General features: G+C 62.0%; 23 protein-coding genes and 1 pseudogene. 12 read left to right on the forward strand and 12 right to left on the reverse strand.

From position 1 onward, the window contains the following. The first annotated feature begins 122 nt into the window (after positions 1-122). Positions 123-710 (forward strand): glutathione S-transferase family protein, encoded by a 588-nt coding sequence (locus tag PAE61_RS17175; protein ID WP_271113554.1) that lies wholly within the window; start codon positions 123-125, stop codon positions 708-710. Here the strand turns inward: PAE61_RS17175 and PAE61_RS17180 are convergent. The 5 genes from PAE61_RS17180 to PAE61_RS17200 all read right to left on the reverse strand — a co-directional run bounded on the left by PAE61_RS17180 (position 686) and on the right by PAE61_RS17200 (position 6,411). Next, positions 686-1,897, reverse strand: coding sequence for a BaiN/RdsA family NAD(P)/FAD-dependent oxidoreductase (locus tag PAE61_RS17180; RefSeq protein WP_271113555.1), 1,212 nt, complete (start codon positions 1,895-1,897; stop codon positions 686-688). The genes PAE61_RS17175 and PAE61_RS17180 overlap by 25 nt on opposite strands. Continuing rightward, complete coding sequence (gene holA / locus PAE61_RS17185; RefSeq protein ID WP_271113556.1) at positions 1,894-2,922, reverse strand: DNA polymerase III subunit delta; 1,029 nt, start codon at positions 2,920-2,922, stop codon at positions 1,894-1,896. The genes PAE61_RS17180 and holA overlap by 4 nt, the downstream gene beginning before the upstream one ends. Further along, positions 2,919-3,419 carry an LPS assembly lipoprotein LptE gene (gene lptE, locus PAE61_RS17190; protein WP_271113557.1) on the reverse strand — a complete coding sequence of 167 codons (501 nt, stop codon included), beginning with the start codon at positions 3,417-3,419 and terminating at the stop codon, positions 2,919-2,921. The genes holA and lptE overlap by 4 nt, the downstream gene beginning before the upstream one ends. Then, positions 3,406-5,943 carry a leucine--tRNA ligase gene (leuS, locus tag PAE61_RS17195; protein WP_271113558.1) on the reverse strand — a complete coding sequence of 846 codons (2,538 nt, stop codon included), beginning with the start codon at positions 5,941-5,943 and terminating at the stop codon, positions 3,406-3,408. The genes lptE and leuS overlap by 14 nt, the downstream gene beginning before the upstream one ends. A 66-nt stretch (positions 5,944-6,009) precedes the next feature. Further along, the gene (locus tag PAE61_RS17200) at positions 6,010-6,411 is read right to left on the reverse strand and encodes a DUF3576 domain-containing protein (protein WP_434803140.1); all 402 of its coding nucleotides are present in this window, start codon (positions 6,409-6,411) and stop codon (positions 6,010-6,012) included. A gap of 350 nt (positions 6,412-6,761) precedes the next feature. On the opposite strand from PAE61_RS17200, the gene PAE61_RS17205 reads away from it, so the two are divergent. Further along, complete coding sequence (locus PAE61_RS17205) at positions 6,762-7,823, forward strand: porin (RefSeq protein ID WP_271113560.1); 1,062 nt, start codon at positions 6,762-6,764, stop codon at positions 7,821-7,823. A gap of 70 nt (positions 7,824-7,893) precedes the next feature. After that, the gene (locus tag PAE61_RS17210; RefSeq protein WP_271113561.1) at positions 7,894-8,556 is read left to right on the forward strand and encodes a YggS family pyridoxal phosphate-dependent enzyme; all 663 of its coding nucleotides are present in this window, start codon (positions 7,894-7,896) and stop codon (positions 8,554-8,556) included. Positions 8,557-8,561: 5 nt separating this feature from the next. On the opposite strand, the gene PAE61_RS17215 is transcribed toward PAE61_RS17210, so the two are convergent. Both PAE61_RS17215 and ribA read right to left on the reverse strand, forming a co-directional pair. Then, positions 8,562-9,110: a L,D-transpeptidase family protein gene (locus tag PAE61_RS17215; protein ID WP_271113562.1), complete on the reverse strand. Its 549-nt coding sequence runs from the start codon at positions 9,108-9,110 to the stop codon at positions 8,562-8,564. Continuing rightward, positions 9,107-10,165, reverse strand: coding sequence for a GTP cyclohydrolase II (ribA, locus tag PAE61_RS17220; protein ID WP_271113563.1), 1,059 nt, complete (start codon positions 10,163-10,165; stop codon positions 9,107-9,109). Before ribA ends, PAE61_RS17215 begins: the two co-directional genes overlap by 4 nt. Positions 10,166-10,289: 124 nt before the next feature. On the opposite strand from ribA, the gene PAE61_RS17225 reads away from it, so the two are divergent. Next, the gene (locus PAE61_RS17225; protein ID WP_271113564.1) at positions 10,290-10,976 is read left to right on the forward strand and encodes a response regulator transcription factor; all 687 of its coding nucleotides are present in this window, start codon (positions 10,290-10,292) and stop codon (positions 10,974-10,976) included. Positions 10,977-11,288: 312 nt separating this feature from the next. Here the strand turns inward: PAE61_RS17225 and PAE61_RS17230 are convergent, their stop codons facing one another. Further along, complete coding sequence (locus PAE61_RS17230; RefSeq protein WP_271113565.1) at positions 11,289-12,599, reverse strand: MFS transporter; 1,311 nt, start codon at positions 12,597-12,599, stop codon at positions 11,289-11,291. 131 nt (positions 12,600-12,730) lie between these two features. On the opposite strand from PAE61_RS17230, the gene PAE61_RS17235 reads away from it, so the two are divergent. From PAE61_RS17235 to PAE61_RS17250, 4 genes are all read left to right on the forward strand, one after another. Then, positions 12,731-13,516, forward strand: a complete 786-nt coding sequence (locus tag PAE61_RS17235; RefSeq protein WP_271113566.1) for an exodeoxyribonuclease III — start codon at positions 12,731-12,733, stop codon at positions 13,514-13,516. A 63-nt stretch (positions 13,517-13,579) separates the two neighbouring features. Further along, the gene (trxA, locus tag PAE61_RS17240; RefSeq protein ID WP_271113567.1) at positions 13,580-14,497 is read left to right on the forward strand and encodes a thioredoxin; all 918 of its coding nucleotides are present in this window, start codon (positions 13,580-13,582) and stop codon (positions 14,495-14,497) included. Further along, positions 14,494-15,132, forward strand: a complete 639-nt coding sequence (locus PAE61_RS17245; protein WP_271113568.1) for an LON peptidase substrate-binding domain-containing protein — start codon at positions 14,494-14,496, stop codon at positions 15,130-15,132. The genes trxA and PAE61_RS17245 overlap by 4 nt, the downstream gene beginning before the upstream one ends. 65 nt (positions 15,133-15,197) lie before the next feature. After that, positions 15,198-15,356 (forward strand): Trm112 family protein, encoded by a 159-nt coding sequence (locus PAE61_RS17250; protein ID WP_271115187.1) that lies wholly within the window; start codon positions 15,198-15,200, stop codon positions 15,354-15,356. Between the two features lie 6 nt (positions 15,357-15,362). Here the strand turns inward: PAE61_RS17250 and PAE61_RS17255 are convergent, their stop codons facing one another. Further along, positions 15,363-16,583, reverse strand: a complete 1,221-nt coding sequence (locus tag PAE61_RS17255; protein ID WP_271113569.1) for a UbiH/UbiF/VisC/COQ6 family ubiquinone biosynthesis hydroxylase — start codon at positions 16,581-16,583, stop codon at positions 15,363-15,365. A gap of 102 nt (positions 16,584-16,685) precedes the next feature. On the opposite strand from PAE61_RS17255, the gene PAE61_RS17260 reads away from it, so the two are divergent. The 4 genes from PAE61_RS17260 (at position 16,686) to PAE61_RS17275 (ending at position 22,763) form a co-directional block, all read left to right on the forward strand. Continuing rightward, on the forward strand, positions 16,686-18,014 hold the full coding sequence (locus tag PAE61_RS17260) for an amidase (RefSeq protein WP_271113570.1): 1,329 nt from the start codon (positions 16,686-16,688) through the stop codon (positions 18,012-18,014). Positions 18,015-18,091: 77 nt separating this feature from the next. Beyond that, positions 18,092-19,267: an aminotransferase class I/II-fold pyridoxal phosphate-dependent enzyme gene (locus PAE61_RS17265; RefSeq protein WP_271113571.1), complete on the forward strand. Its 1,176-nt coding sequence runs from the start codon at positions 18,092-18,094 to the stop codon at positions 19,265-19,267. An 11-nt stretch (positions 19,268-19,278) separates the two neighbouring features. Next, positions 19,279-21,894, forward strand: coding sequence for a DNA translocase FtsK (locus PAE61_RS17270; RefSeq protein ID WP_271113572.1), 2,616 nt, complete (start codon positions 19,279-19,281; stop codon positions 21,892-21,894). Positions 21,895-22,037: 143 nt separating this feature from the next. Continuing rightward, complete coding sequence (locus PAE61_RS17275) at positions 22,038-22,763, forward strand: DUF2268 domain-containing putative Zn-dependent protease (RefSeq protein ID WP_271113573.1); 726 nt, start codon at positions 22,038-22,040, stop codon at positions 22,761-22,763. 77 nt (positions 22,764-22,840) lie between these two features. Here PAE61_RS17275 and PAE61_RS17280 read toward each other — a convergent pair whose 3' ends face one another. From PAE61_RS17280 to PAE61_RS17290, 3 genes and pseudogenes are all read right to left on the reverse strand, one after another. After that, positions 22,841-23,863 carry an aspartate-semialdehyde dehydrogenase gene (locus PAE61_RS17280; RefSeq protein WP_271113574.1) on the reverse strand — a complete coding sequence of 341 codons (1,023 nt, stop codon included), beginning with the start codon at positions 23,861-23,863 and terminating at the stop codon, positions 22,841-22,843. 72 nt (positions 23,864-23,935) lie between these two features. Further along, positions 23,936-24,628 (reverse strand): ABC transporter ATP-binding protein, encoded by a 693-nt coding sequence (locus PAE61_RS17285; protein ID WP_271113575.1) that lies wholly within the window; start codon positions 24,626-24,628, stop codon positions 23,936-23,938. After that, positions 24,621-25,277: pseudogene (locus tag PAE61_RS17290) on the reverse strand (ABC transporter ATP-binding protein); the annotation flags it as partial. The gene PAE61_RS17285 and the pseudogene PAE61_RS17290, both read right to left, overlap by 8 nt. Positions 25,278-25,303 lie beyond the last annotated feature (26 nt).

A 25,303-nucleotide genomic window follows, 5' to 3' on the forward strand; every position in this document is an offset into this window, starting at 1 on the left:
TCATTTGCACGGATATGGTCAAGATGACGCGAGGTTTTCGGATTGCACATCCGCACCGGCCCTGATGCGGCTTGTTCCTCAGGACCCGCCGCAATAGCCTGACCCGATATACGGAGGCAGCCATGTATCGCGTTATCGGAAGATCGGACAGCCGCGCCTTCAGGGTTCTCTGGGTGCTTGAGGAACTCGGCCAGCCCTTCGAGCACGATCCCGCCGCGCCCCGCTCGGATGGTGTGGTGGCGTTCAACCCGGCGGGGAAGGTGCCGGTGCTGGTCGATGACGGCATTCCGATCACCGATTCCACCGCCATCATCCAGTATCTCGCGGATCGCCACGGCGGTCTGACCCATCCCGCCGGCACACGCGACCGGGCGCGTCAGGACAGTCTGACCCAGTTCCTGCTGGACGAATTCGATGCCGTGCTGTGGACGGCGGCCCGTCACAGTTTCGTTCTGCCTGAAGAACTGCGCGTCTCGGGCATCAAGGATTCGCTGCGATGGGAGTTTCAGCGCAGTCAGGAGACCCTGAAGCAACGTGTCGGAGAGGGGCCTTTTCTGATGGGTGGCGACATGACCGTGCCGGATGTAATCCTGACACATTGCCTGAGTTGGGCAATGGCGGCGAGATTTCCGCTGACCGATGGGTGGCTGCCGGACTATATGGCGCGGATGAAGGCGCGTGCCGCCTATCGCCGTGCGGCCGCCAGATAATCCGCTGCGGCCTGTCCGGCCAAGAGACCCTGACCAAGGCAATGGGTGATCAGATAGCCGCCCGTCGGCGCTTCCCAATCCAGCATTTCACCGGCGGCAAAGACACCCGGCAGGCCGCGAATCTCCAGCGATGGGGTTAACGCATCCAGCCTGATTCCCCCGGCGGAAGAGATCGCCCGCTCCAGCCCCATCGGCCCCTCATGATGAACCGGCAGAGATTTCACACGCCGCGCCCAGTCCTCCGGATCGCGTGGCAAGGTCTGCCCCCATTCCAGCAGCAAAGCGACTTTAACCGGATTTCCCAGAACCCGGCGCAGCCAGTTCCCGACCGACAGCTTCCCGCGCGGTACGGAAAAGCGTTTCGCAAGCACGGCTTCATCCAGATCCGGCGCAAGATCCAGCCGCCCCAAAGCACCATCGCGAATCGCCGAGGCGACGCTGTAAACGCCGCCCCCCTCAATTCCCTGCGCCGAGATCACCCATTCCCCGCGACTGGTCCTTTCGCCTGCGTGAAGCGCGGTGCCTTTGACGGGCTGCCCGAAAAACGGTGCCATCTTCCCGGACCAGTTGATACGTATCCCCATATTCGCGGGACGAAACGGCGCGACCCCCACATCCCGCGCTGTCAGAAACGGAACCCATGCCGCATCCGATCCCAGTCGCGGCCAGCTTGCCCCGCCAAGCGCTAGCACCACGGCATCGGGCCGCAGCACCCGATACCCGTCCGGCGTCTCAAAACCGTATCCATCCCCGTCAAAGCCACGCCAGCGCCAGCGCGTCCGCAGATCCACGCCCGCTCGCCGCAGTCGCGCCAGCCAGGCCCGCAAAAGCGGCGAGGCTTTCATCCCGACCGGAAACACCCGCCCGGTCGAGCCGGTGAAAAGCTCGATCCCCAACCCTCGCGCCCAGCCCATCACCTCCGCAGGTCCAAAACGGCTTTCATCCTGGCTGAAATATCCCTGGGGGTGCGGGGGCGGGCAGCCCCCGCTTCCGAGGCTGATATTCTGCCTGAACCGCTCATCGGGCTCATCCATCGTCAGATTCAGCCCCGATTTCCCCGCCATCAGGAATTTACGGGCCGGGGTCGGCATCGCCTCGGTGAGAATCACCCGATGACCGGCCTCTGCAATCGTCCCGGCAGCCATCAGCCCGGCAGGCCCCGCCCCGATAACCAGAGCCTCGGTCACCGCGAGCCGCGCGGCGTCATCGTCAGCCGGATCAGGGCACGTTCGATCAATGCCATTTGCGGTGCTCGGGTCGAGCTGCGCAGTTGCAGATCGGTGTCCAGCAGATGATGCACGGCCTCTTCCAGATTGCGCATGCCCCAGCTTTGCACCTGACGCGCCATGCGGTCGCGGCGCGGCCCGAAAACCGGAGGGCGCAGCCGGGAAAGCCCGGCCTGCGGCCCGCCCGGATCGGCGCTGGCGGCATGGAGGGCACGGAAATGGCGCAGGGCGGCGATGCAGATCGTCACCGGCGCGATGCCCTGTCCCTCGATCCGGCGCATCATCTGGCCGAAACGGTCCGATTTACCCTCGGCGACGATATCGATCAGCTCATCCACCTCGGCGTCGATCGTGGCCGGAGCCATCAGCGCAACCTCGGCGGAACTCAGCGCTGTATCGTCCTGAAACTTGTACAGCGAAATTTTCTCGACCGTCTGGCGGAAATCTCCGGGATCGAGCGCACGGGACAATTCCAGAAGATCGCGCATCGCGTCACGTTCGATCTCGGTTAGGCCCGCATCTGAGAGCCATCGCGTGATCTCCTCTTCGCCCGGCGGATCGTCATAAATCGGCGTGGTGACGGCCTGTTGATGCGGTTCGAACAGCTTGCGCAGGGCGGATGATTTGCTCAGCCCGCCAGCGGTCACCACGATCACCGCATCGCCATGCGCCCATTCCTCCAGAGCGGCGGCGATGGCGGGTGCTGCGGCATCGGGCGTGTCCTCGACCAGCACAACGCGCTGGCCCGGAAAGAAGCCGACCGCCTTCACCGCATCCATCAGCGCCGCCGCATCCTTGCGCAGATCCGCGCCGGGAAGGCGGGTCAGGCGCATTTCCTCATCGGCATTGGGTCCGGTCAGCGCCGCCACGGCCTCGGCGCGTTTCAGCGCGACGCGCATCGCGTCCTGTCCATAGATCAGAAGCGCGGGCCGGGTCGGGTCCGGTCGCGCCAGATAGCGCCCTATTTCGGCGCCTTTCAGAATCATTGCTGCGGTCGTGGTCCGGTAGCCAGCAGCCAGGTCACGATCCGGTCGGCCAGCATCACCATCAGACGCTCATGCGCGTCGCGTTCCGCCGAGATCGTCGCAATCGTGGTGCCGACCGCCGAATATGAGGTGAAGCTGGACACCCGGCCCTGTGTGATTACCGCGCCGGTCAGGATATCGGTCAGGGAAAAATCCGCCGTGCCGTTGACCGAATAGCGCGTCGTCACCTCATCAGCCGTAATCGCCTGCGGAACGCTGGCCGTGGTCAGGCGATATTCCAGCCGGTATGCGGCGCTGTCCTCATGGCCGAGCCGCTCGATCAGCCTGCGATTCAGCGCGAAACTGTCCACATCGTCAGGTTCGGGCAAGGCCACCCGGCCATGAAGCGCTGTGCCTGTCCCGCCCGGACCATAGGCCGGTGTCAGCGTACATGCCGCCAGCGACGCCACCGCACCGGCAAGAACCGCCCGGCGGGCGAGGGGGTTACGCGACCACATTGACGATCCGTCCCGGAACCACGATCAGCTTTTTCGGCGGCGCTCCGTCAAGGAAACGCTGCACCGTCTCATCGGCGAGCACCAGCGATTCGATTTCCTCGCGGGGCATGTCCTTCGCCACGCTGATCTCGGCCCGGCGCTTACCGTTGATCTGGATCGGCAGAGTGACCGAATCATCGACCAGCCGCGCCGGATCGGCTTTCGGCCAGCCAGCATCGACAACCATGCCCTGACCGCCCGCCTTGGCCCAGACTTCTTCGGCCAGATGCGGCACCATCGGCGCCATAAGCTGCGCCATGATCCGCAGCACCTCACGCCGTGCATCGCCGCCGGCGCTGGATTTGCCGATGGCGTTGGCAAGTTCGTACAGCTTTGCCACGGCCTTGTTGAATGCAAACCCCTCGATGGATTTCGTCACATCGGCAATGGCGCGATGGGCGCTTCGGGTCAGTTCGGGGTCCTCGCCTCCGTCAGGGATATCATCGGCCAGTCGCCAGACGCGTGAGAGGAATTTATACGCCGCCTCGGCCCCGGCGGCGGTCCATTCCACGTCACGCTCGGGCGGCGAATCGGACAGCATGAACCAGCGGGCAGTGTCGGCGCCGAAATTGGCGACGATATTGACGGGGTCCACCACGTTTTTCTTGGATTTCGACATCTTGGCCGAGGGAATCACCGTGACGGGGGTTCCATCCGTCAGCTTCCCGTAGGTGACCTCTTCTGGCAGGTGATAGACCGCCCGGCCCTTATCGTTCCGCGTCGTATAGATCTCATGCGTGACCATGCCCTGCGTGAACAGCGCGTTGAACGGCTCGATTGCCTTTTCGGGTAGATGGCCGGTCTTGACCATCGCGCGGGCGAAGAAGCGGGAATAGAGCAAATGCAGGATCGCATGCTCTACACCACCGATATACTGGTCAACATTCATCCAGTAATCGGCATCGGCGCGATTCGTCGGCGTGTCTGCATGGGGCGAGGTGAAGCGGGCGTAGTACCAGCTCGAATCGACGAAAGTATCCATCGTGTCGGTTTCGCGGGTCGCCGCGCCGCCGCATTTGGGGCAGGTCGCCTGACGCCAGGTCGGGTGGCGGTCCAGCGGGTTGCCGGGCTGGTCGAAGCTGACATCCTGCGGCAGCAGCACCGGCAGATTCTCTTTCGCCTCGGGCACGGTGCCGCATGTATCGCAATGCACGACCGGAATCGGGCAGCCCCAGTAACGCTGCCGCGAAATGCCCCAGTCGCGCAGGCGGTATTTGGTGACGCCTTCGCCATAGCCTTCCGCCTCGGCATGGTTAATCGCGGCGATCACGGCATTCTCGCCGGTCTGATCGGCCTGACCAGAGAAGCCGCGCACATAGGTCACGATCTCGGATTTCAGCGGCACATAGGGAGCCTTCGCGACCATTGCATCGGCCTGTTTCAGCGTCATGCCGTGCTCACCGAATGTCGCGCGAATCGGCAGGCCGTATTTCGTGGCGAATTCATGGTCGCGCTCGTCATGGGCCGGAGAGCCGAAAATCGCGCCGGTGCCGTAATCCATCAACACGAAATTCGCGATCCAGATCGGAAGTTTCCATTCCGGATCAAGAGGATGCGTAACGCTCAGCCCGGTGTCGAAACCCATTTTCGGCGCGGTTTCGATGGCTTCCTCGGTTGTGCCGATGCGGCGGCATTCCTCGATGAAAGCCTGAATCTCGGGCGAAGATTCGGCCAGATGTTTCACCAGGGGATGATCCGGCGACAGAGCAACAAAGCTTGCGCCCATGAGCGTGTCGGGGCGGGTGGTGTAGACTTCGATCTCGTCGAAACCTTTGGGTGCATCGACCGTCCGGAAACGGAATTGCAGGCCGCGCGACTTGCCGATCCAGTTCTGCTGCATCAGCCGGACCTTGTCGGGCCAGCCTTCCAGACCGTCAATGGCGGACAGAAGCTCTTCGGAGTAATCCGAGATGCGGAAGAACCATTGCGTCAGCTCTTTTCGCTCGACCGGCGCACCGGAACGCCAGCCCTTGCCGTCGATTACCTGCTCATTCGCCAGCACGGTCATATCGACCGGGTCCCAGTTCACCTGAGCCGATTTGCGGGTGATCAGCCCGGCATCAAGGAAATCCAGAAAAAGCGCCTGTTGCTGCGCGACATAATCATCATCGCAGGTGGCGAATTCGCGACTCCAGTCGATAGACAGGCCAAGCGGTTTCAACTGGTCGCGCATGGTGGCGATATTGCCATAGGTCCAGTCGCGCGGATGGCCGCCTTGTTCCATTGCGGCATTCTCGGCGGGCATCCCGAACGCGTCCCATCCCATCGGGTGCAGCACCGAGAATCCCTGCGCCCGTTTGAACCGGGCCACCACATCGCCCATCGCATAGTTGCGGACATGGCCCATATGGATGCGCCCCGAAGGATAGGGGAACATCTCCAGCACGTAATATTTGGGCCGCTCATCCCGTACAGCCTTGAAACTGTCGGCATCGGCCCATGCCTGCTGCCAATTAGGTTCGCTGGTTGCGGGATTATAGGACATGGTGACTCCGGGCGTAGTATTGCCCGGAGGGTTTAACGCTGGCGGGCGTAAGAAGTAAGTCCTTACTTACAGCTTGCCGTCTGCCACGCGAAGCTGGCGTGCCCGGGTGAGAATCGCATCTTCGACAGCGCGCACGGTCCCCGGAGCCACAGCCGAACCGCCGGGTCCCTGCAGCGACAACCGCAGAGAGCGGGCGTCAAGGGCCGGATCGGTGATATGAACCGTTGCGCGATAGCTGCGCCCGCCTCCGGGAGGGGTACCGTATCCGGTCACGATGACGCCGGTGAAGGGGTCAATCGACTGGATCGGCAGGAAGTTCAGCACCTCAAGGCTGGAATTCCAGAGATATTTGTTCACTGCGACCGTGTCATTCGTGCTTTGCCGATTCGAGAACAGGTCCCAGATCGAGTTGCCTTCCTCGGTGACGCCATCTGCAATCATTTCCGACGACGCATTCGGCTGCTGCATCGTGTCCGATGGCGGGATGCCTCTGCTGCACGCGACCAGCGACATGGTGAGCGCGAATGTTGCGGCAGAGCGGAGCGCAAAACGATTCATGGCACTGTCCTTTTATTGCTATGGCCAAAGGCCTTGCCGCTCATTAGCGCGGATCAGCCGGTGCGAACAAGCTTTTCCAGAGTTCCCGGCCCCGGGCCTCGCCGATCACGGTGTGACCAATGTGCACCACAACAGCGGCAATCAGGTAATATCCGGGGCCTTTTAATTGCATTGCAGGGATGAACGGGCGACACATCAATCATACCAGAACTGCACTTACGCGGTTTTGGGGGGAACACCGAGAGACAAGAGGGAACACCATGAAAAAGGTTTTGTTTGCGACCACCGCGCTCGTAATGACCGCAGGTATCGCCGCAGCCCAAGAGAACAACGTGGCCGTCACCGGCGACGCCCGTATGGGTCTTATCTATGATGGCGAAGACGCTCAGTTCAGCAGCCGTGCTCGTATCCGTTTCACCGCCACCGGTGAAAGCGATGCCGGTCTGTCCTACGGTGCGACTTTCCGTGTTGACCACCAGGACGACTCGGGAGGCAAGGCTTCCAACGGTACCGCTGGTGCGGTCTGGATTTCGGGTGCCTACGGCAAACTGGAAATGGGCGACGTCGTATCGGCTGCTGAAGAAGCAATCGGTGACCTGTATGCAGTCGGCTACACCGAAGGCGGCTTTGGCTACGACGTTGAAGAATTCACCTACCTGACCGGTGACGGTGTGAACACCGATCAGGGTCCGAACCTGCTGTACAGCTACAGCTTCGATCGCTTCTCGTTCTATGCTTCGGCATCGGATGGCGTCGACACCGATTGGGCGACGACCGATGGCGCTGACGAATATAACGAATTCGGCGATCGCGACTCCGACGCACTTTCGGATCAGGTTGCTTACTCGATCGCAGCCAAATACGACGCCGGAAACTGGTGGGCCGCCCTTTCCTATGCGAAGCATGACGAGCAGAAAGAAGTCGGCGTTGCTGCTGGTATCACGATGAACCAGTTCTCGGCGAAAGCTGTTTACCTGGACTATCAGGACCGCGACTCGCTGGTTATCGAAAGCGGCGGAGCTAACTTCGCTGATATTGGCGTGACCTTCGATAACGGCTACGAGCTTGAAAAGAGCTACGGTCTGTCGGCTGAGTACAACATGGACGCGCTCACCATCGGTGGTTTCTGGCGCCGGGACGAGTTCAACTCGGACCTGATCAACCCGGTAACCGGCGACGATTTCGGCGATGTTGATGCAGACTCGTTCGGTCTGGGTGCTGAATACGATTTGGGTGGCGGCGCTGTTCTGGCCGGTGGTATCATCGATACCGACTACCTGAACGACACCGTTGTCGACGCTGGTATCCGCTTCAAGTTCTGATCCAGTCGATTACCAGAATTCGGAAAGAGCGGGCCTTGCGCCCGCTCTTTTCTTTTGGGACTTATATGTCATGAGTTTGGATGACATCAGAACCCGCATGGCCAATGCCGAAAAAGCAAGCGGACGCAGCGAAGGCTCGGTTGAACTGATCGCTGTCAGCAAGGTTCAGCCCGATGCCCGTGTGCTGTCGGTTCTGGATCAGGGCCACCGGATTTTCGGTGAGAATTATGTGCAGGAAGCGCAGGGCAAATGGCCCGGCTGGCGCGAGCGTTACCCGGATCTGAAGCTGCATATGATCGGGCCGCTGCAATCCAACAAGGCGAAGGCGGCAGTCGGGCTTTTCGATGCCATCCACACGCTGGACCGCATGTCGCTTGCCCGCAAGCTGGCCACCGCGATAGAGGCGCAGGGGACCGCGCCGGATCTTTTCGTGCAGGTCAATACCGGAGATGAGCCGCAGAAAGCCGGTATCCTGCCGGATGAGCTGGCGGGGTTTCTGGAGCAGCTTCACGCTCTTGGCCTGCAGCCAAAGGGCCTCATGTGCATTCCGCCCGAATCCGAAGAGGCGCGGCCGCATTTCCGCCTGCTCCGCAAGCTGGCCGAGGCTGAGGGGCTGACGCAGCTTTCAATGGGGATGAGCGCGGATTTCGAGGAGGCCATCGCCGAGGGTGCGACGCATATCCGTGTCGGCAGCGCGATTTTCGGGGCGCGGGATTACTCGGATAAGGGCTGAGTTTCTCAGACCTGCGTCACCGGGGCGCTGCGGCGCATTCCGAGATATTTCGGGATTGATGGCGGGACGATCAGTCGGCTGCCGAGCCGGGCGTGTTGTGCGATAAAGGCGATATTCTCGCGGCTGGTCGCAATACATCCCGCGGTCGCGAAGCCGGGGCGACGCCATTGATGCAGGAAGATCGCAGAGCCTTTGCCGGGGGTGGCATTGGGCCAGTTCCAGTCCGTGATCAGGACGATGTCATAGAGCGGATCGGCCCGGCGCAGTTTTTCGTGGCTGACGGGACAGGGGGCTTTGACAAGCCGATTATAATTCGGGTCGCCGCTTTTGTCGCACCAGAGATCCCCGGGGCCAATCGGTTGCGCCCAAAGAGCAGGGCGGCGGATGCGGTCGGGCCTGTAGTAACAGCCGGTGATGCGGTGTAGCCCTGCGGGGGTGGCTCCGTCGCCCTCGCGCTTCTCTGCCGACACACCGCCACGGCCAATGCTGCACGGGATCAGGCGACCCAGAAAGCGCAGCCCTGCCGGGGTCAGGAAAAGGTCTTCCGGCGTCACAAAAGATGCCCCGATTTCGTGGCCTTCGTCGCCAGATAGTCGCGATTGAACCGGTTCGCGGGAAGGATCAGTGGAACACGCTCGGTCACCTCGATGCCATGCGTCCCCAGCATCAGCACCTTGCGCGGATTATTCGTCATCAGCCGGACGCGGGTGAACCCCATTTCACGCAGCAGCGCCGCGCCGATCCGGAAATCGCGCTCATCATCCTCGAAACCCAGCCGGTGATTGGCCTCGACCGTATCGAAACCCTCATTCTGCAACGCATAGGCCCGCATCTTATTGGCCAGCCCGATCCCCCGGCCCTCCTGATTGAGATAGAGCAGCACGCCTTCGCCCGCCTCTCCCATCCGGTGCAGCGCCGTGTGAAGCTGCGGCCCGCAATCGCATTTCAGACTGCCCAGAACATCGCCCGTGAAACAGGCGGAATGCAGTCGCACAAGCGGAGTACCGTTGCGGTCGGGGTTGCCGATTTCGACCGCGTAATGCTCTGCGGCACCGTCCTCGGGACGAAAGATGTGCAGCCGTGAATTCGGCGAGGATTCCAGCGGCAGGCGGGCGGCGGCCACCGGATGCAGCGTTGCCTCGCGGGCCAGTGACTCCAGCAATGGGCCGGGAGACAGTTGGACCAGTGACGCAGGTGCCTCGGCGGGCACCATGATCAGCGCGGGAAGAAGCTGCGCGGATTTCGCCAGAGCGATGGCGGCAAGATGCGGTGACGTGTCGCCGCCGCGCAGCGTATGGAACGGCCCTTTCATCGGGTTCATCATATCCGCCGAGGGATCGGCGATGGCCCGCAGCCAGCCCGGACCGGCATCTTGTGGTATCCCAATCCGGGCCGTCTCACCGTCATAGATCCGGATTTTCAGTGTTTCTGCCCGTCTGGCGGAAAGCGCCATGATGGGATCGCCAAGCTGACGCAGGGCGGCAAGCCGGTCGCTGCGGATGGTCTCTGCCGCCGCGACAAGCCAGCCGCCAATGCCGACGGCAAGCCCCATGCGCAGATCAGCGCGGGCCCGGGAAATCTGTTCGGCAAGGGTCGGCAGCAGGCTCATTCTGAAACAAACTGAAACATTTCTCGCTCAGGTGACAACAGCGCGTGAGATTTTCGTAACATCGCTGGACGGATCGTCCGGCGCAAGCCAGCTTGTGCGCGACAACGCCATAGGAGGCAAGAGCATGGCCGGACTGAAAAAGATTTTGCTGGTAGATGACGAAGAAGATCTGCGCGAGGCTCTGGCCGAGCAGCTGGTCGCGACCGAGGAATTCGACGTATTCGAGGCCGGAACCGGAGCCGAGGCTGTCGAAAGCACGAAAGGCGCGATCTTCGATCTGGTGGTTCTGGATGTCGGCCTGCCCGATACGGATGGCCGCGAGCTGTGCAAGCGGCTACGCAAGCAGGGCGTGAAATGCCCCATCGTGATGCTGACCGGGCATGATACCGATGCCGACACGATTCTGGGTCTGGACAGCGGTGCGAACGACTATATCACCAAACCGTTCAAATTCCCGGTCCTGCTGGCGCGTCTGCGGGCGCAGCTTCGGACGCATGAGCAGTCCGAGGATGCGATCTTCCAGCTTGGGCCCTATACGTTCAAACCGGCGATGAAGATGCTGGTGGACGAAAAGGACCGCAAGATCCGCCTGACCGAGAAAGAGACCAATATTCTGAAATATCTGTATCGTGCTCAGGATGGTGTGGTTGCCCGCGATGTGCTGCTGCATGAGGTGTGGGGCTATAATGCCGGCGTCACCACCCATACGCTTGAGACCCATATCTACCGCCTGCGCCAGAAGATCGAGCCGGATCCCTCGAATGCGCGGTTGCTGGTGACGGAAAGCGGCGGTTACCGGCTGGTGGCCTGAAAATTTCGCGTAAAGTGGGAACCAGATCGGGGTGCGGTTGTTATTGCGCCGAAGCCCAGTGGTTCGGGGATACGGCCACGCCATCTCTCTGTTCTCTCAGGCCCCGGCGAAAGCCGGGGTCTTTTGATGTCAGATACGGGTTGGTGATCTTCCGACGATCACGCGGCTTTTCTGTCTATACCACGGGGTGTGACAGAACAGATAAACAGATACCGGTTGCCGTTTGAAGCATGGTCCCGGGGCAGCATTGCTGAACGACCGTATGATCAGGAGCAGAATCACCCCTGATCATTATGGATAAAATGGACAAATTCAGCCGATTGCGCGGTCGCGTGTCTCGGTTCTGACCAGCAGCAATGCCACAGCGCCCAGAAGCAGCAATGCCGCGAACACCCCGATGGCGAAGGAAAATCCCTTGGCGAAGGCGAAGGTCAGCAGGGTCGGGGCGAACAGCCCGCCCAGTCTCGCGACAGCCGATGCCGTGCCCATGCCCGTACCGCGCAGATTGGTCGGATAGAGCTCGGGCGTGAAGGCATAAAGGGCTCCCCAGCTTCCCAGCAGGGCGAAGCTCATCAGCATCAGCGAAATGGCCATGAGCCCCGGATTCAGCGACAGGGTAAACAGGAAGCAACCCACCGCCGAGGCAATCAGGAAGCCCATCAGCGTGGCGCGTCTGCCCCAACGCTCGACGCCATAGGCCGCCAGCGCGTAGCCGGGGATCTGGGCCAGTGCGAGGAGGACAAGGAAACCATAGCCCCGGACCCAGCCCATGCCCTCATTGGCAAGCCATCCGGGGACCCAGATGAACACGCCGTAATAGGACAGTGAGACCAGAAACCAGACCGCCATGATCCCGATGGTCCGGCTGAGCAGGGATTGCGACAGGATAGAGCTCGGCGCTCCTTCGGGCGGTGCGGCCAGAGTCAGTTCGGTGTCGTGGGGCAGTTTCTGTGCTCCGTTGGCGACTAGAACCCGGTTGACGACGCGCAACGCTTCGTCGTGCCGCCCGTTTTTCAGCAGGAACATCGGGGATTCCGGCACCCAGAGACGCAGAAATATTCCGATCAGCGCGGGCAGGGCGGCCACAAGAAAGATCCAGCGCCATGCGGCGACCGCTTCCTGAGATGCCGCGATCCATGCGGTCAGGGCGACGATAATGGTGCCGATGGCCCAGAACCCTTCCAGCAGGACCAGCCAGCGGCCCCGGTTCTTCGGGGGCAGGAACTCGGCCATCATCGCATAATCGACGGGCAGAGTGCCGCCAACGGCGACTCCGGTCAAGAAGCGCAGGACCAGAAGAATGGTGAAATCTCCGGCGAAGACGGATGCGATGCCGAACAGCGCATCTGCGGCAACTGTCAGCAACAGGACGTTGCGCCGCCCGATCCTGTCAGCGACCCGGCCGAACAGGAACGCGCCGACGAACATGCCAAGGAAGAACAGCGTCCCGATCTGCAAGGCCACCGCCCGTTCCAGCCCGAACGTCACCGCGACCGAGGGAGCGGCGAAGCCGACCGCGATCACCTGCATTGCATCTGCGGCCCAAACCAGCCCGAAGATCGCCAGAAGGCGTTTCTGGAAACGGCCGGCACCGCCTCTGGCGAGCGCGTCGTCAATGGTCATGTCTTCTGTCCCTTTTTATGCTGGTTGCGAAGTTGTACTGACCAACTATTGGAAAGGAAAGAAAGTTTATCGCGGCCTCGACACTCAGGGAAGCCGTCGCTAGGCTCCGCGATCAGACAGAAAGGCCATCCATGTTCACCATCGCCACCTGGAATATTAATTCGGTTCGGTTGCGTGCGGGGCTTGTCGAGCGTCTGCTGCGCGAGGAGTCTCCCGACATATTGTGCCTACAGGAATGCAAGTCTCCGGTCGAGAAAATTCCGGTCGAGGGGTTCCATGCGCTCGGCTATCGCCACATGGTCGCACGCGGGCAAAAAGGGTATAACGGCGTTGCCATCCTGTCGCGCCTGCCCATCGAGGATGCCGGAGACCGGGACTATGCCGCGATGGGTCATGCCCGGCATGTTTCCGCACGGCTGGAAAACGGTGTGGTTCTGCACAATTTCTATATCCCCGCCGGCGGCGATATCCCGGACCGTGAGGTCAATCCGAAATTCGGGCAGAAGCTGGATTTCCTGACCGAGATGCGGGACGTGTTTCACGAGAACGCGCCGCAGCGTTCCATCATCGTCGGCGATTTCAATATCGCCCCGCGCGAGGACGATGTCTGGTCACATAAACAGCTTCTGAAAGTGGTCAGCCACACTCCGATCGAGGTCGAGCATCTGGCGGCCGTTCAGGATGCGGGGAAGTGGGTCGATATCACCCGCAAGGATATCCCCGAGGGTAAGCTGTACAGCTGGTGGTCCTATCGCAACCGGGACTGGGTTGCCTCGGACCGGGGGCGGCGGCTGGATCATATCTGGGCCAGCCCCGATATCGCCAATGCCGGTCATGGCAGCCGCGTCCTGCGTCCGGTGCGCGGCTGGGAAGGTCCATCGGATCATGTGCCGGTTTTTGCCAGCTTCGATCTGTGACCGCCCCTTTCGCTGACAGCCCGTACGCCCCATATTGGCGTCAAACATGGATTCGAGGTTGAAATGGCTGAAATGCTGATCGGAGAGAACACGGCTGCCCCCGCCGCAGGCGATATCATCAAGGATGTCACCGAGGCGAACTTCATGCAGGAAGTTGTCGAGAAATCGATGCAGGTGCCGGTGATCGTCGATTTCTGGGCGCCGTGGTGCGGGCCGTGCAAGACGCTTGGACCGGCGCTTGAGGCCGAGGTGACCAAGGCCAAGGGCCGGGTGGTCATGGCCAAGGTCAATGTCGATGAAAACCAGATGATCGCGGGTCAGTTGCGCGTACAGTCGATTCCCACGGTGTATGCGTTCTGGCAGGGTCAGCCGGTGGATGCGTTTCAGGGTGCGCTTCCGCAATCTGAACTGAAGAAGTTCATCGACAAGCTGACGCAGCTTTCCGGCGATGATGGCGGGCTTGCCGAGGCGCTTGAGGCCGCCGAGGCGATGCTGACCGAAGGCGCGTTCGACGATGCCGCCGAAACCTTCGCGGCGATTATCGGTGAGGAACAGGAAAACGCCGAAGCCTGGGGCGGGCTGATCCGTGCGCAGCTTGCCGGTGGTAAAGAGGCGGAGGCCGAACAGACATTGCAGCAAGTGCCCGCGGCGATTGCCTCTGCCGCGCCGGTCGAGGCCGCGCGTGCTCAGTTGCAGCTTGCACAGCAGGCAGCGAATGCCGGTCCGCTGGACGACCTGCGTGCCAGGGTTGAGGCCGATCCCGCCGATCATCAGGCGCGTTTCGATTATGCATCCGCGCTTCATGCGTCGGGTCAGGTCGAAGATGCAGTGGATCAGCTTCTTGAATCCTTCCGTCGTGACCGGGAATGGAATGACGGTGCCGCCAAGGCGCAGCTCATCACCATTTTCGATGCGCTGAAGCCGACCGATCCGATTGCGCAGAAAGGGCGGCGCAAGCTCTCCAGCCTGATATTCGCATGATCCGGCGCGATTACGATCTGCCGGAAACCCTGCCTCTGTTCGTGTTGCCTGGTGCGGTACTGCTGCCGCGCACAAGGTTGCCTCTGGATATCTTCGAGCCCCGCTATCTTCAGATGGTCGAGGATACACTGCGGACCCCGCATCGCCTGATCGGGATGATACAGCCGTTGGACGAAAGCGGCGAGGTGCTTGCGCAGGTCGGCTCGGCTGGGCGGATCGTCGGGTTTTCGGAACAGGAAGACGGCCGGTATCTGATCTCGCTCGGGCAGGTGTCGCGATATCGGCTGACCGGGGCCGAGCAGGGTTTTCAGCCCTATCCGACCGGACATGTCGACTGGGCGGGCTTCGATGGCGATCATGCGGATGCCGAAGACGATCCCGGGCTGGACCGTTCCGCGTTTCTCGATCTGATGCGCCGCTATATGGACGCGAATGATCTCTCGACCGACTGGGAGGCTGCCGAGGATGCGGACACCGAACTGCTGGTGAACTCGCTGGCGATGGCGTTGCCGCTTGAGGTGCAGGACAAGCAGGCCCTGCTGGAAACCGGTACTCTGGCGCAGCGGCGTGAACTGCTTGAGGGATTGCTGGAATATGAATTGCGCCACGGCGAAAACGAAGAGGTCATGCAATGAGCGATGATGAGGTTTCAGCCGATGCCGCGCCGCAGGCTGGCCGGGTTCCGGAATTTGACCGGCATATGCTTGAGGCGCTTGTCTGCCCGGTCACTCATGCCACGCTGCGATATGACGCCGCCGCGCAAGAGCTGATTTCCGAGGCCGCCGGGCTGGCCTTTCCGATCCGCGCCGGAATCCCGATCATGCTGATCGACGAGGCCCGTCAGTTGAAGGCCGACTGAGTCGGTTCACAGCGGCCTGCCGGATAACAGCCTTGGCATTGGGTCGATGCTCAGCCCGGCAGCCTGCCGCATGAAGCGTCTGCGCAGGGGCGGCACCGCATTGATCGCGCCCATCCCCATGCCCCGGACCGAGGCCAGCAGGCGGCTTTCATTGGAAAACAGCCGGTTGACGCTGTCCATGCCAAGCGCAAGCGTGGTTGCATCGAAGCGCCGCCAGCCCTGATAACGGTCAAGCGTTGTGGCGAAACCGATATCTTCTCCGTTCCGCATGGCATCGACGATGGATTCCGCCAGTGCCGCCACGTCGCGCAATCCGAGGTTAAGCCCCTGACCGGCAATCGGATGGACACCATGCGCGGCGTCTCCGATCAGGGCCACACGTTCCGCGACATAGCTGTTCGCAAGCGTCAGGCTCAGCGGATAGGAAAAACGCGGCCCGGCCAGTGAGATATCGCCGAAAATATCGCTGAGATGGGGCGACAGCACGGACAGGAAATCCGCATCGTCAAGCGCCGCGATGGTCTCGGCCCGGCTGCGGGTCAGCGACCAGACCACGGATGACCGCTTCCCCGGCAGAGGCAGCACCGCCAGCGGCCCTGTCGGAAGAAAGATCTGATGCGCGGTGCCGTCATGGCTGTTGCTCTGGTCCAGAGCGGCGACAAGCGCGGTCTGCCCGTAATCCCAGCCTGTCCGGTCTATGCCGGCACGCTCGGCCACGCCGGATCTGCGGCCATCGGCGCCGACCAGAAGCCGGGCGCGAAGGACGCGGCCATCCGAGAGTGACACATTGATGCCGCCCGGATCGGCCTGCTGCGCGATGACTTTCGTGCCGGGCAGGAACGACAACCGCTCCTGCATGGCGGCCAGCAAGGCGCGATACAGGAACCGGTCCTCAAGCATATGACCAAGAAGCCCCTCCTCGATCTCGGCCCCGTCGAAGAACAGGCCGAACGGGCCGATATCGCCCTGTCGCCCCTGCCGTGCGACAACCTTGGTGATGGGTTGCGACTGACCGGCCAGTTCCTGCCAGATGCCGATCCCTTGCAGCAGCCGGACGGATGACAGCGCAAGCGCATAGGCCCGACCGTCGAAATTCCCGGCGCTGCGGGCCCTTTCGGGCGCGGCATCGACGACAGCCACGTTCAGCCCCGCATTCACAAGGGCAAGCCCAAGCGCCGGACCGTTCAGCCCGCCACCGGCGATCACGACATCATGTTCATTCTTCATGCCGGAACATTATGCCGCGCCACGGTCCGCGTCTATGCGGCAAAAGCGATGGACGTATGGCGTTGCCCGGATTAGCCTTCCTGCCAAATCAGCGGAGGCGGGATGGACTGGCTGGACAAGACCTCATGCGAGCAGGGCCGTGCGATCATGGCGGGGCTGGTCTCGCCCGTCGATCTGACCGAGGCTTATCTGGATGCGGCAGAGAAACACCCGGATCGCGATCTGATCTTCGCGCGGCTGACACCGGATCGCGCCCGGTCCGAGGCGATTGCGGCGCATGATCGCGCGAAATCCGGGCTGCGTTCGGGGCTTCTGGACGGGGTGCCGATCAGTTGGAAGGACAATATCGACAGTCGCGGCGTCGCGACCGAAGCCGGGTCCGCCCTGCTGAAGGGCCGCACACCGGACCGGGATGCCGGGCTGCTGGAAAATGCCGATCTCGCAGGGCTGATCTGTCTGGGCAAGACACATATGACCGAACTCGCCTTCAGCGGGCTGGGGGTGAACCCGATAACCGCGACCCCGCCCAATGCGCTCGATCCGGCGCTTGCGCCCGGCGGGTCCAGCTCTGGTTCCGCGGTATCGGTCGCGCTTGGGCTTTCCTCGGCGACAATCGGGTCCGATACGGGCGGCTCGATCCGTCTTCCGGCGGCTTGGAACGGGCTGGTCGGGTTCAAGCCTACTCCGGGCGCGGTGCCGATGCGCGGCGTGGTGCCGCTTTGTCCTCGCTTCGACGTGGCCGGACCGCTGGCCCGCGCTGTCGAGGATTGCGCCGAGCTTTTCGCTGCGATCACTGGTCAGCCTTCTGCCGATCTGACCGGGGCCGAGCCGAAACGGCTGCGCCTGATGGTGCTGGACGGGCTTCCGTTCGAGGATGCCCGCGACGCCCCTGTTTCGGCTTTCGAAGAGGCGGTCGAGGCTTTGGCAAGGGCAGGGGTCTCTGTCACACGCGCGGCACCTTCCTGCGTTGCCGAGGCTCTGGCGCTGTCTCCGACCCTGTTCGCGCCCGAGGCTTATGGCGTCTGGAAGGCGCATATCGAGGACGCGCCGGATGCGATGTATCCGCCAATTCTGACGCGGTTCCGGGCGGGCAAAGAGGTCTCGGCCCCGGATTTCGTCGAAGCATGGCAAACTCTGCATCGTTTGCGCCGTGACTGGGCGGACAAGGTCGGTCCGTTCGACGCAGTGATCCTTCCGACCGCGCCGATCCTGCCCCCGGACCGAAAGGCGCTGCTGGCGGATGCGGATTTCTTTGCCGCTGAAAATCTTCTCACCCTGCGCAATACCCGGATCGGCAATCTTTTCGGCCTGCCTGCGATCACCCTGCCAACAGAAAGGCCCGCCTGCGGCATCATGGCGATGGGTGCAGCCGGTCAGGACCGCCATCTGCTGCGTGTCGCCCGGGCCATCGAGATCGCGCTTTCAGCGTAAGTTCACTGGACTGACGCCTCTCGTTTTTGTAATCTCGGGGAATAACGGGGCGACACGACCCCGAATGAGAGGCAGTCATGGCACAGACCGAGCGGTTTTCGAACCTGCCGGAATACGCATTTCCGCGTTTGCGCGCGTTGTTGTCGGGTATCCAGCCCGGCGGCGAGCCTGTCGTCATGACCATTGGCGAGCCTCGCCATCCGATCCCGGATTTCGTGGCCCCGATCATGGCGGACTGCATTGCGCTTTTCGGGAAATATCCCCCGAATGAAGGCAGCGCCGCCATGCTGGAGGCAATTTGCGGCTGGATGTCCCGCCGTCACGGGCTGGAGGTGGTCCCGGACCATATCACCAGCCTGAACGGTACGCGCGAGGGGCTGTTCAACGCGGCTCTGGCGCTCTGTCCCCAGCAGAAAAACGGTGCGCAGCCGGTCATTTTGATCCCGAACCCGTTTTATCAGGTCTATGCCGTCGCCGCCGCCGCTGTCGGTGCCGAGCCGGTGTTCGTTCCGGCGACTGCCGAAACCGGGTTTCTGCCGGATTTCACGGCGCTTGATGAGGCGGTGCTGAAGCGCACGGCGATTGCCTATATCTGTTCTCCGGCGAATCCTCAGGGATCGATTGCGGATGAGGATTATCTTGAGCGTCTGATCCATCTGGCCGACCGGCATGATTTTCTGGTCTTCGCGGATGAATGCTATTCCGAGATCTATCGCGATACGCCTCCGCCGGGAGCCTTGGCCGTGGCATCGCGGATGGGGCTGAGCGACCGGGTGGTGATGTTCAACTCATTGTCGAAACGGTCTAACCTGCCCGGTCTCAGATCGGGCTTCGCCGCCGGAGGCAGGACCGCAATCGCTCAGATCCGCCGCCTGCGCAGCTATGCCGGAGCGCCGCTGCCGCTGCCCGCGCAGGCTGTCAGTGCCGCCGCTTGGGCCGATGAAACCCATGTGCAGACCAATCGCGAGCTTTATCACCGGAAATACGCCGTGGCCGACCGGGTTCTGGGTAATGTGCCGGGCTATCAGGGACCCGCAGGCGGGTTTTTCCTGTGGTTGCCGGTGGAAGACGGCGAGGACGCGGCCAGAACGCTCTGGCGCGACGCCGGGATACAGGTGCTGCCCGGAGCCTATCTCTCACGAGAGGTGGGCGGGCAGAATCCGGGCAAGGGATATATCCGCGTCGCTCTGGTCGCGGATGCCGAAGAAACAGAACAGGCGCTGAACCGCCTGAAAGAAACGATTTACGATTAGGGGCAGGAAACATGGCGAGCTGGCAGGCAAAACAACGTGATCCGCTGTTCGATCAGAATACGCAGGCCGCCCTTGAGCGTCGCGGGAAAGAGCTGATCGGTGCCGGGCTGGTCGTGCTTGCCGTGGGACTGGCGCTGATTCTGTATAGCTGGTCGCCCGACGATCCCAGCTTCCTTGCCGCAACCGATCAGCCCCCGGTGAACCTGCTGGGCCGCTTTGGTGCCTATATCGCCGCGCCGCTGATGATGATCGCCGGTTACGGAGCCTGGGGTCTGGCGCTTGGCGCAATGGTCTGGGGGCTGCGCCTCATGCTGCATAAGGGCGAGGACCGGGTTATGCGGGCGGTGTTCCTGCCGATTGCGGTGGCTCTCGGTTCTGTTTACTGCGCATCAATGGTGCCGCCCGTCGGGTGGCAGGAAAGCTTCGGGCTTGGTGGCCATTTCGGCGATATGATGATGGGCGGGCTGATGAGCTTGTTGCCCTTTGGCCCGGCGGCGTCCCTGAAGCTGGGTGCGCTGATGGTCTTTGCCGGAGCAATCTTCTTTTATGGCTTCGTGCTTGGTTTCGATCTGACCGAGGCACGTCGCCTGCTGCGTTGGCTGATCACCGGGCTGCTGACGGCCTATGATGCGCTGATGCGTATCCTCGGGCGCGGGGCTGCCGGTGCCGTAGGTGCCGCGCAGGGCATGAAAACACGGTCAGCGCGGCGTCAGGACGATACCGCCCGGGAAGACAGCCAGCCGTCCGAGCCAAAGCGCGGCCTGCTGCGCCGCCGCCGTCAGGACGAGACATGGGACGATCAGTCCGAACTGGTCGAGCCGCAGGCGCATGACGCCGAAGCCCCCAGCGATGATGAGGTGCAGGCCCGCATCTCTGATGTGATCTCAAAGCGTGGTGCCAGCCTGCTGACCTCGGTCACGCAGCGGCTGAACGCCAGAAATCAGGACATCGCCCTTGAGGAACCTGCCAATGAGGCAGACCCCGTCGAGCCTGCCGATCCGCATCCTTTCGGTGCGGATACGGCCCGCAGGGTTGTTGCCTCGAAGAAACCCTCCGCCCCCTCGAAACAGGCACAGGCCGAGGCGCAACCTTCATTGCGTTTCGATGAGACTACCAGCCATTACGAAAGGCCGCCCCTCTCCCTGCTGACCGCATCCGCGACGGTCGAGCGTCATCAGCTTTCCGATGAGGCACTTGGAGAAAATGCCCGAATGCTGGAAGCGGTGCTGGACGATTACGGCGTGAAGGGACAGATCACCGCGGTTCATCCCGGCCCGGTGGTCACCTTGTACGAATTAGAGCCTGCTCCGGGTCTGAAAGCTTCTCGCGTGATCGGCCTTGCCGACGATATCGCGCGGTCCATGTCTGCCCTGTCGGCTCGGGTCTCGACCGTGCCGGGGCGCAGCGTGATCGGGATCGAACTGCCCAATGCGCGGCGTGAAAAAGTGCTGCTGCGGGAAATCCTGTCGGCGAAATCCTACGGCGACGCGTCCTATCCCCTGCCGCTGGCGCTTGGGAAAGATATCGGCGGCGGGCCGGTCGTGTCGAATCTTGCAAAGATGCCGCATCTGCTGATCGCGGGGACAACGGGTTCGGGTAAGTCGGTGGCGATCAACACCATGATCCTGTCACTGCTCTATAAGCTGACCCCCGAGGATTGCCGCCTGATCATGATCGACCCGAAGATGCTGGAACTTTCGGTGTATGACGGCATCCCGCATCTTCTGTCGCCCGTGGTGACCGACCCGAAAAAGGCGGTCGTGGCGCTGAAATGGGTCGTGGCCGAGATGGAGGAACGTTACCGCAAGATGTCCAAGATGGGCGTCCGCAATATCGAGGGCTATAACGGCCGTGTCCGCGAGGCGCTTGCCAAGGATGAGATGTTCAAGCGCACCGTCCAGACCGGCTTCGATGAGGATACCGGCGAACCGATCTTTGAAACGGAAGAATTCCAGCCCGAGACCTTCCCCTATATCGTCGTGATCGTCGACGAAATGGCCGATCTGATGATGGTCGCGGGCAAGGAGATCGAGGCTTGCATCCAGCGTCTCGCGCAGATGGCGCGGGCCTCAGGGATTCACCTGATCATGGCGACGCAGCGCCCCTCGGTCGATGTCATCACCGGCACGATCAAGGCGAATTTCCCGACCCGGATCAGCTTCCAGGTCACCTCGAAAATCGACAGCCGCACCATTCTGGGTGAACAGGGCGCCGAGCAGCTTCTGGGTCAGGGTGACATGCTGTATATGGCGGGTGGCTCACGCATCACCCGCGTTCACGGGCCTTTCGTCTCGGATGAAGAGGTCGAAGAGATCGTCAACCATCTCAAATCCTTCGGCCCGCCGGAATATAAATCGGGCGTGGTGGATGGTCCCGAGGATCAGGTCGCCAGCGATATTGATGCGGTTCTGGGGCTTGGGAACTCTGCCGATGGGGACGATCAGCTTTACGATCAGGCGGTGATGATCGTCGCCAAGGACCGCAAATGCTCGACCTCCTATATCCAGCGGAAACTGGCCATCGGCTATAATAAGGCCGCCCGCATTGTCGAGATGATGGAGGATCAGGGCGTGGTCAGCAGTGCCAACCATGTCGGCAAGCGCGAGGTGCTTGTGCCCGAGATCTGACGGGCACAGGCCAGAGCGCCGCCACTCGATCCGGTTCGATACCGTCAGCAGGTGGTTAGAATGGGATGCAGATTCTTGCTGATTGCACCTTTCGGTTCTGCATTTAAAGTGGCGTTGTCTCACCGAAATTGCGACAAGGCGTCATGTCCGTCTGCAACATCCATTTCCTGAATGCGCGTCACGGCCTGACCGGTGTCATGCCGGAAATCCGTGCCGCCGCCCGCGAAGCGATCGCTGTGGCGTCCGAACATGTCGATCTGCCGGATGTGGATCTGACCATCCGCGCAGGTTCCGGCGATGCCGTGATCTCCGGCTGGGGGGTGGGCGGTTTCGCACCTGCACCGGGCGAGATTCAACTGACGGTCGATCCACAGAAATTCGGCCCCGACGCGCTCATTCGCATTCTGGTGCATGAACTCCACCACCTGATCCGCTGGGACGGTCCGGGCTATGGAAAATCTCTGGGCGAAGCGATGGTGACCGAAGGGCTCGCAGGTCATTTCGTGCTTCAGATCCTCGGCGGCAAGCCCGATCCGTGGGACGCCGTCACCCCGGCACCGGGACTGACACGGCGGGCGATGAATGAGTGGTCGCGGCTCGGCTATGACCATGCCGAATGGTTCTTCGGCACCGGTAAGACGATTCGCCGTTGGAGCGGGTACGGCCTCGGTCACAGGCTGGTCGCACAATATCTGAGCGATAATCCCGGAGAGGACGCGATCACCCTCGCCACCGCCCCGGCCGACCGGTTCCGCGGTACGATGCGCATTCTGTCCAAGGAGGATGCCGGATCAGAGGATGATACCGGCCCCGATCCCGCCATTGAAACCAAGCCAGACCCCGAACAACCCGCATCTGACGCTGAATAATCGGGATACAGCGCGGTTCATCCTGGCAGAAATATCCCGGGGGTCCGGGGGCAGCGCCCCCGGCGAAAGACCGTTACTCAGCCCTTCTGCAAATAATCCCGGCCAAGGATTTCAGCCACCTGAACCAGGTTCAGCGCCGACCCCTTGCGCAGATTATCCGCGACGATCCACAGGCTCAGCCCGTTTTCGACCGTGGAATCCTGCCTGATCCGCGATACGAAAGTCGCGAATTCGCCGACCGACTCGACGGGGGTGACATAGCCGCCATCCTCATGCTTATCGACCACCAGCAGGCCCGGAGATTCACGCAGAATATCGCGTGCCTCATCCTCATCCAGAAAATCCTCGAACTCGATATTCACCGATTCCGCATCCCCGACAAAGCTCGGCACACGCACAGAGGTCACCGCAAGCCGGATCGACCGGTCGAGGATCTTCTTCGTTTCTGCCATGATCTGCCATTCGGCGCGGCTTGACCCGTCCTCCATGAACTCGCCGACCTGCGGGATGATGTTGAAGGCGATCTGGCGGGGCAGGTGGTGCGGCGCGACCTCCTGTCCGGGAACATACAGACCCTTGGTCTGGTTCCACAGCTCATCCATAGCCTCTTTTCCCGCGCCGGAGAGGGATTGATAGGTCGAGACCACGACGCGGCGGATGCGGGCACGCTCATGCAGGGGCTTCAGCACTGCCACAAGTTCAGCCGTGGCCGGATCGGGGCAGGCGACGACCATCCGTTCGCGATAAGCCTCAATCGCTCTGGCATTGACCTCGGGGACGACCAGTGGCACCGAGGGGTCCATCCGGAACGCATCCGAACTGTCGATGACGATACATCCCGCATCCGCTGCCAGAGGGGCGTATTTCCGCGCCGCCTCGGTATCCAGAGCGAACAGCGCCATATCGCAGCCGGCGAAATCGAAACTGTCGATATCGCGGACCTTCAGATCCCGGTCGCCGAAACTGACTTCGGAACCGATAGAACGGCGCGGGCCAAGCGCAATGACCTCATCGGCAGGAAATTCGCGCTCTGCAAGAATATCGAGAATTTCGCGGCCCAGATTATCCGTGGCCCCGGCGACGGCGATTTTATAGCCCATTGAGGAGACTCCGTTGCTGAAGTGGCCGATATAGGGGGCTGACCCGGTTTACGAAAGGGGCAACCGGCATTCTCATGCGCCCAGAAAGCGGCGGCGTATGTCGTCTGCATGTGCAAAAGCGGCGGGATCCCCGTTCCAGACATCGCGACCGCCCGAAACAAGCGTGATCCTGTCGGCCAGAGCGGTTGCGAAACGCAGATTCTGCTCGACCAGGATCGTGGTCAGCCCGTCCGCTTTCAGCCCGGCAAGCATATCGGCAAGCTGCGTCTGCACCGGCAAGGCCAGCCCCTCGGTCGGTTCGTCCAGAATCAGAAGCCGGGGCGAGGTCATCAGCGCCCGGCCAATGGCCAGCATCTGCTGCTCTCCGCCGGACAGGGTCCCGGCGGGCTGATTCAGCCGTGCGCCGAGGACCGGAAATAATCCGGCGATCCGGTCCAGCGTCCATGCGCCCCGCCCGATCCGCCCGGCAATCAACAGGTTTTCCCGCACGGAAAGCGACGCGAAAATATCCCTCCCCTCGGACACATAGGCAATCGCCGAGCGGGCAATGCGCGGCGTCGGCCAGAGGGTGATCTCATCTTCGCCAACGTGAATCCGGCCATCCTGCGGCGGCAGCAGCCCCATGATCCGGCGCAGCGTTGTGGTTTTTCCTGCCCCGTTGCGGCCAAGCAAAGCGTGGATTTCTCCAGCCCCGACGGAAAGCGACAGGCCGTGCAGCACCTGTACCGGACCATAGCAAGCCGTCAGCCCCGAAATCTCAAGCATCATAGATCTCACGCAAAGCAGGACGCGCCGCATCCGGCGTTCCGTGAAACCGGATCTGCCCCCGGTCCATGATCGCGATCCTGTCGGCAATGGCGAAAGCAAGGTCCAGATCGTGTTCAACGACGATCATCGTGACCGAAAGCGGCAACGCCGCCAGCATCGAATGCAATTGCTCGGCACCTCCCGGCCCGATCCCGGAGGCAGGTTCATCCAGCAGCAACAGGTCGGGCGCTCCGGTCAGGGCGATGGCAATATCCAGCCTGCGCCGTGTGCCGTGGTCGATGCGGCTGACCTGCCGGTCAAGATCCTCAAGCCCGACCTGTGCCGCTGTTTCAAGGGCGGTCCGGTGCAGCAGGGTATCCCTCAGTGGATCGCGCCCGAAGCCGGATTTGTCGTGATGGGCCGAGGCCGCAAGGATCAGGCTTTCCCGGATTGTAAACGTCTCGAACAGGCTGGTGCGCTGAAAACTGCGTCCGATCCCGGCGCGGGCACGTGCGTGGACCGGAAGCCCGGTAATATCGCGGTCGCGCAGCCGGATTTTGCCCCTATCCGCCGCAAGCTCGCCCGCGATCAGGCGCAGAAGCGTGGTCTTGCCCGCTCCGTTGGGGCCAAGGACGACCAACCTTTCGCCCTGCTGGACCCTCAGCGAGATATCCCTGATGACGCCGATCCCGC

The organism is Paracoccus aerodenitrificans (genome assembly GCF_027913215.1).
GTDB lineage: Bacteria > Pseudomonadota > Alphaproteobacteria > Rhodobacterales > Rhodobacteraceae > Paracoccus > Paracoccus aerodenitrificans.

What these genes read in the sequence shown, in the direction of transcription:
- PAE61_RS17175 (WP_271113554.1), top strand. Translation starts at nt 123, where the DNA reads ATGTATCGCGTTATCGGAAGATCGGACAGCCGCGCCTTCAGGGTTCTC.
- holA (WP_271113556.1), bottom strand. Translation starts at nt 2,922, where the DNA reads ATGATTCTGAAAGGCGCCGAAATAGGGCGCTATCTGGCGCGACCGGAC.
- lptE (WP_271113557.1), bottom strand. Translation starts at nt 3,419, where the DNA reads ATGTGGTCGCGTAACCCCCTCGCCCGCCGGGCGGTTCTTGCCGGTGCG.
- leuS (WP_271113558.1), bottom strand. Translation starts at nt 5,943, where the DNA reads ATGTCCTATAATCCCGCAACCAGCGAACCTAATTGGCAGCAGGCATGG.
- PAE61_RS17200 (WP_434803140.1), bottom strand. Translation starts at nt 6,411, where the DNA reads ATGCAGCAGCCGAATGCGTCGTCGGAAATGATTGCAGATGGCGTCACC.
- PAE61_RS17205 (WP_271113560.1), top strand. Translation starts at nt 6,762, where the DNA reads ATGAAAAAGGTTTTGTTTGCGACCACCGCGCTCGTAATGACCGCAGGT.
- PAE61_RS17210 (WP_271113561.1), top strand. Translation starts at nt 7,894, where the DNA reads ATGAGTTTGGATGACATCAGAACCCGCATGGCCAATGCCGAAAAAGCA.
- ribA (WP_271113563.1), bottom strand. Translation starts at nt 10,165, where the DNA reads ATGAGCCTGCTGCCGACCCTTGCCGAACAGATTTCCCGGGCCCGCGCT.
- PAE61_RS17225 (WP_271113564.1), top strand. Translation starts at nt 10,290, where the DNA reads ATGGCCGGACTGAAAAAGATTTTGCTGGTAGATGACGAAGAAGATCTG.
- PAE61_RS17230 (WP_271113565.1), bottom strand. Translation starts at nt 12,599, where the DNA reads ATGACCATTGACGACGCGCTCGCCAGAGGCGGTGCCGGCCGTTTCCAG.
- PAE61_RS17235 (WP_271113566.1), top strand. Translation starts at nt 12,731, where the DNA reads ATGTTCACCATCGCCACCTGGAATATTAATTCGGTTCGGTTGCGTGCG.
- trxA (WP_271113567.1), top strand. Translation starts at nt 13,580, where the DNA reads ATGGCTGAAATGCTGATCGGAGAGAACACGGCTGCCCCCGCCGCAGGC.
- PAE61_RS17245 (WP_271113568.1), top strand. Translation starts at nt 14,494, where the DNA reads ATGATCCGGCGCGATTACGATCTGCCGGAAACCCTGCCTCTGTTCGTG.
- PAE61_RS17250 (WP_271115187.1), top strand. Translation starts at nt 15,198, where the DNA reads ATGCTTGAGGCGCTTGTCTGCCCGGTCACTCATGCCACGCTGCGATAT.
- PAE61_RS17255 (WP_271113569.1), bottom strand. Translation starts at nt 16,583, where the DNA reads ATGAAGAATGAACATGATGTCGTGATCGCCGGTGGCGGGCTGAACGGT.
- PAE61_RS17260 (WP_271113570.1), top strand. Translation starts at nt 16,686, where the DNA reads ATGGACTGGCTGGACAAGACCTCATGCGAGCAGGGCCGTGCGATCATG.
- PAE61_RS17265 (WP_271113571.1), top strand. Translation starts at nt 18,092, where the DNA reads ATGGCACAGACCGAGCGGTTTTCGAACCTGCCGGAATACGCATTTCCG.
- PAE61_RS17270 (WP_271113572.1), top strand. Translation starts at nt 19,279, where the DNA reads ATGGCGAGCTGGCAGGCAAAACAACGTGATCCGCTGTTCGATCAGAAT.
- PAE61_RS17275 (WP_271113573.1), top strand. Translation starts at nt 22,038, where the DNA reads ATGTCCGTCTGCAACATCCATTTCCTGAATGCGCGTCACGGCCTGACC.
- PAE61_RS17280 (WP_271113574.1), bottom strand. Translation starts at nt 23,863, where the DNA reads ATGGGCTATAAAATCGCCGTCGCCGGGGCCACGGATAATCTGGGCCGC.
- PAE61_RS17285 (WP_271113575.1), bottom strand. Translation starts at nt 24,628, where the DNA reads ATGCTTGAGATTTCGGGGCTGACGGCTTGCTATGGTCCGGTACAGGTG.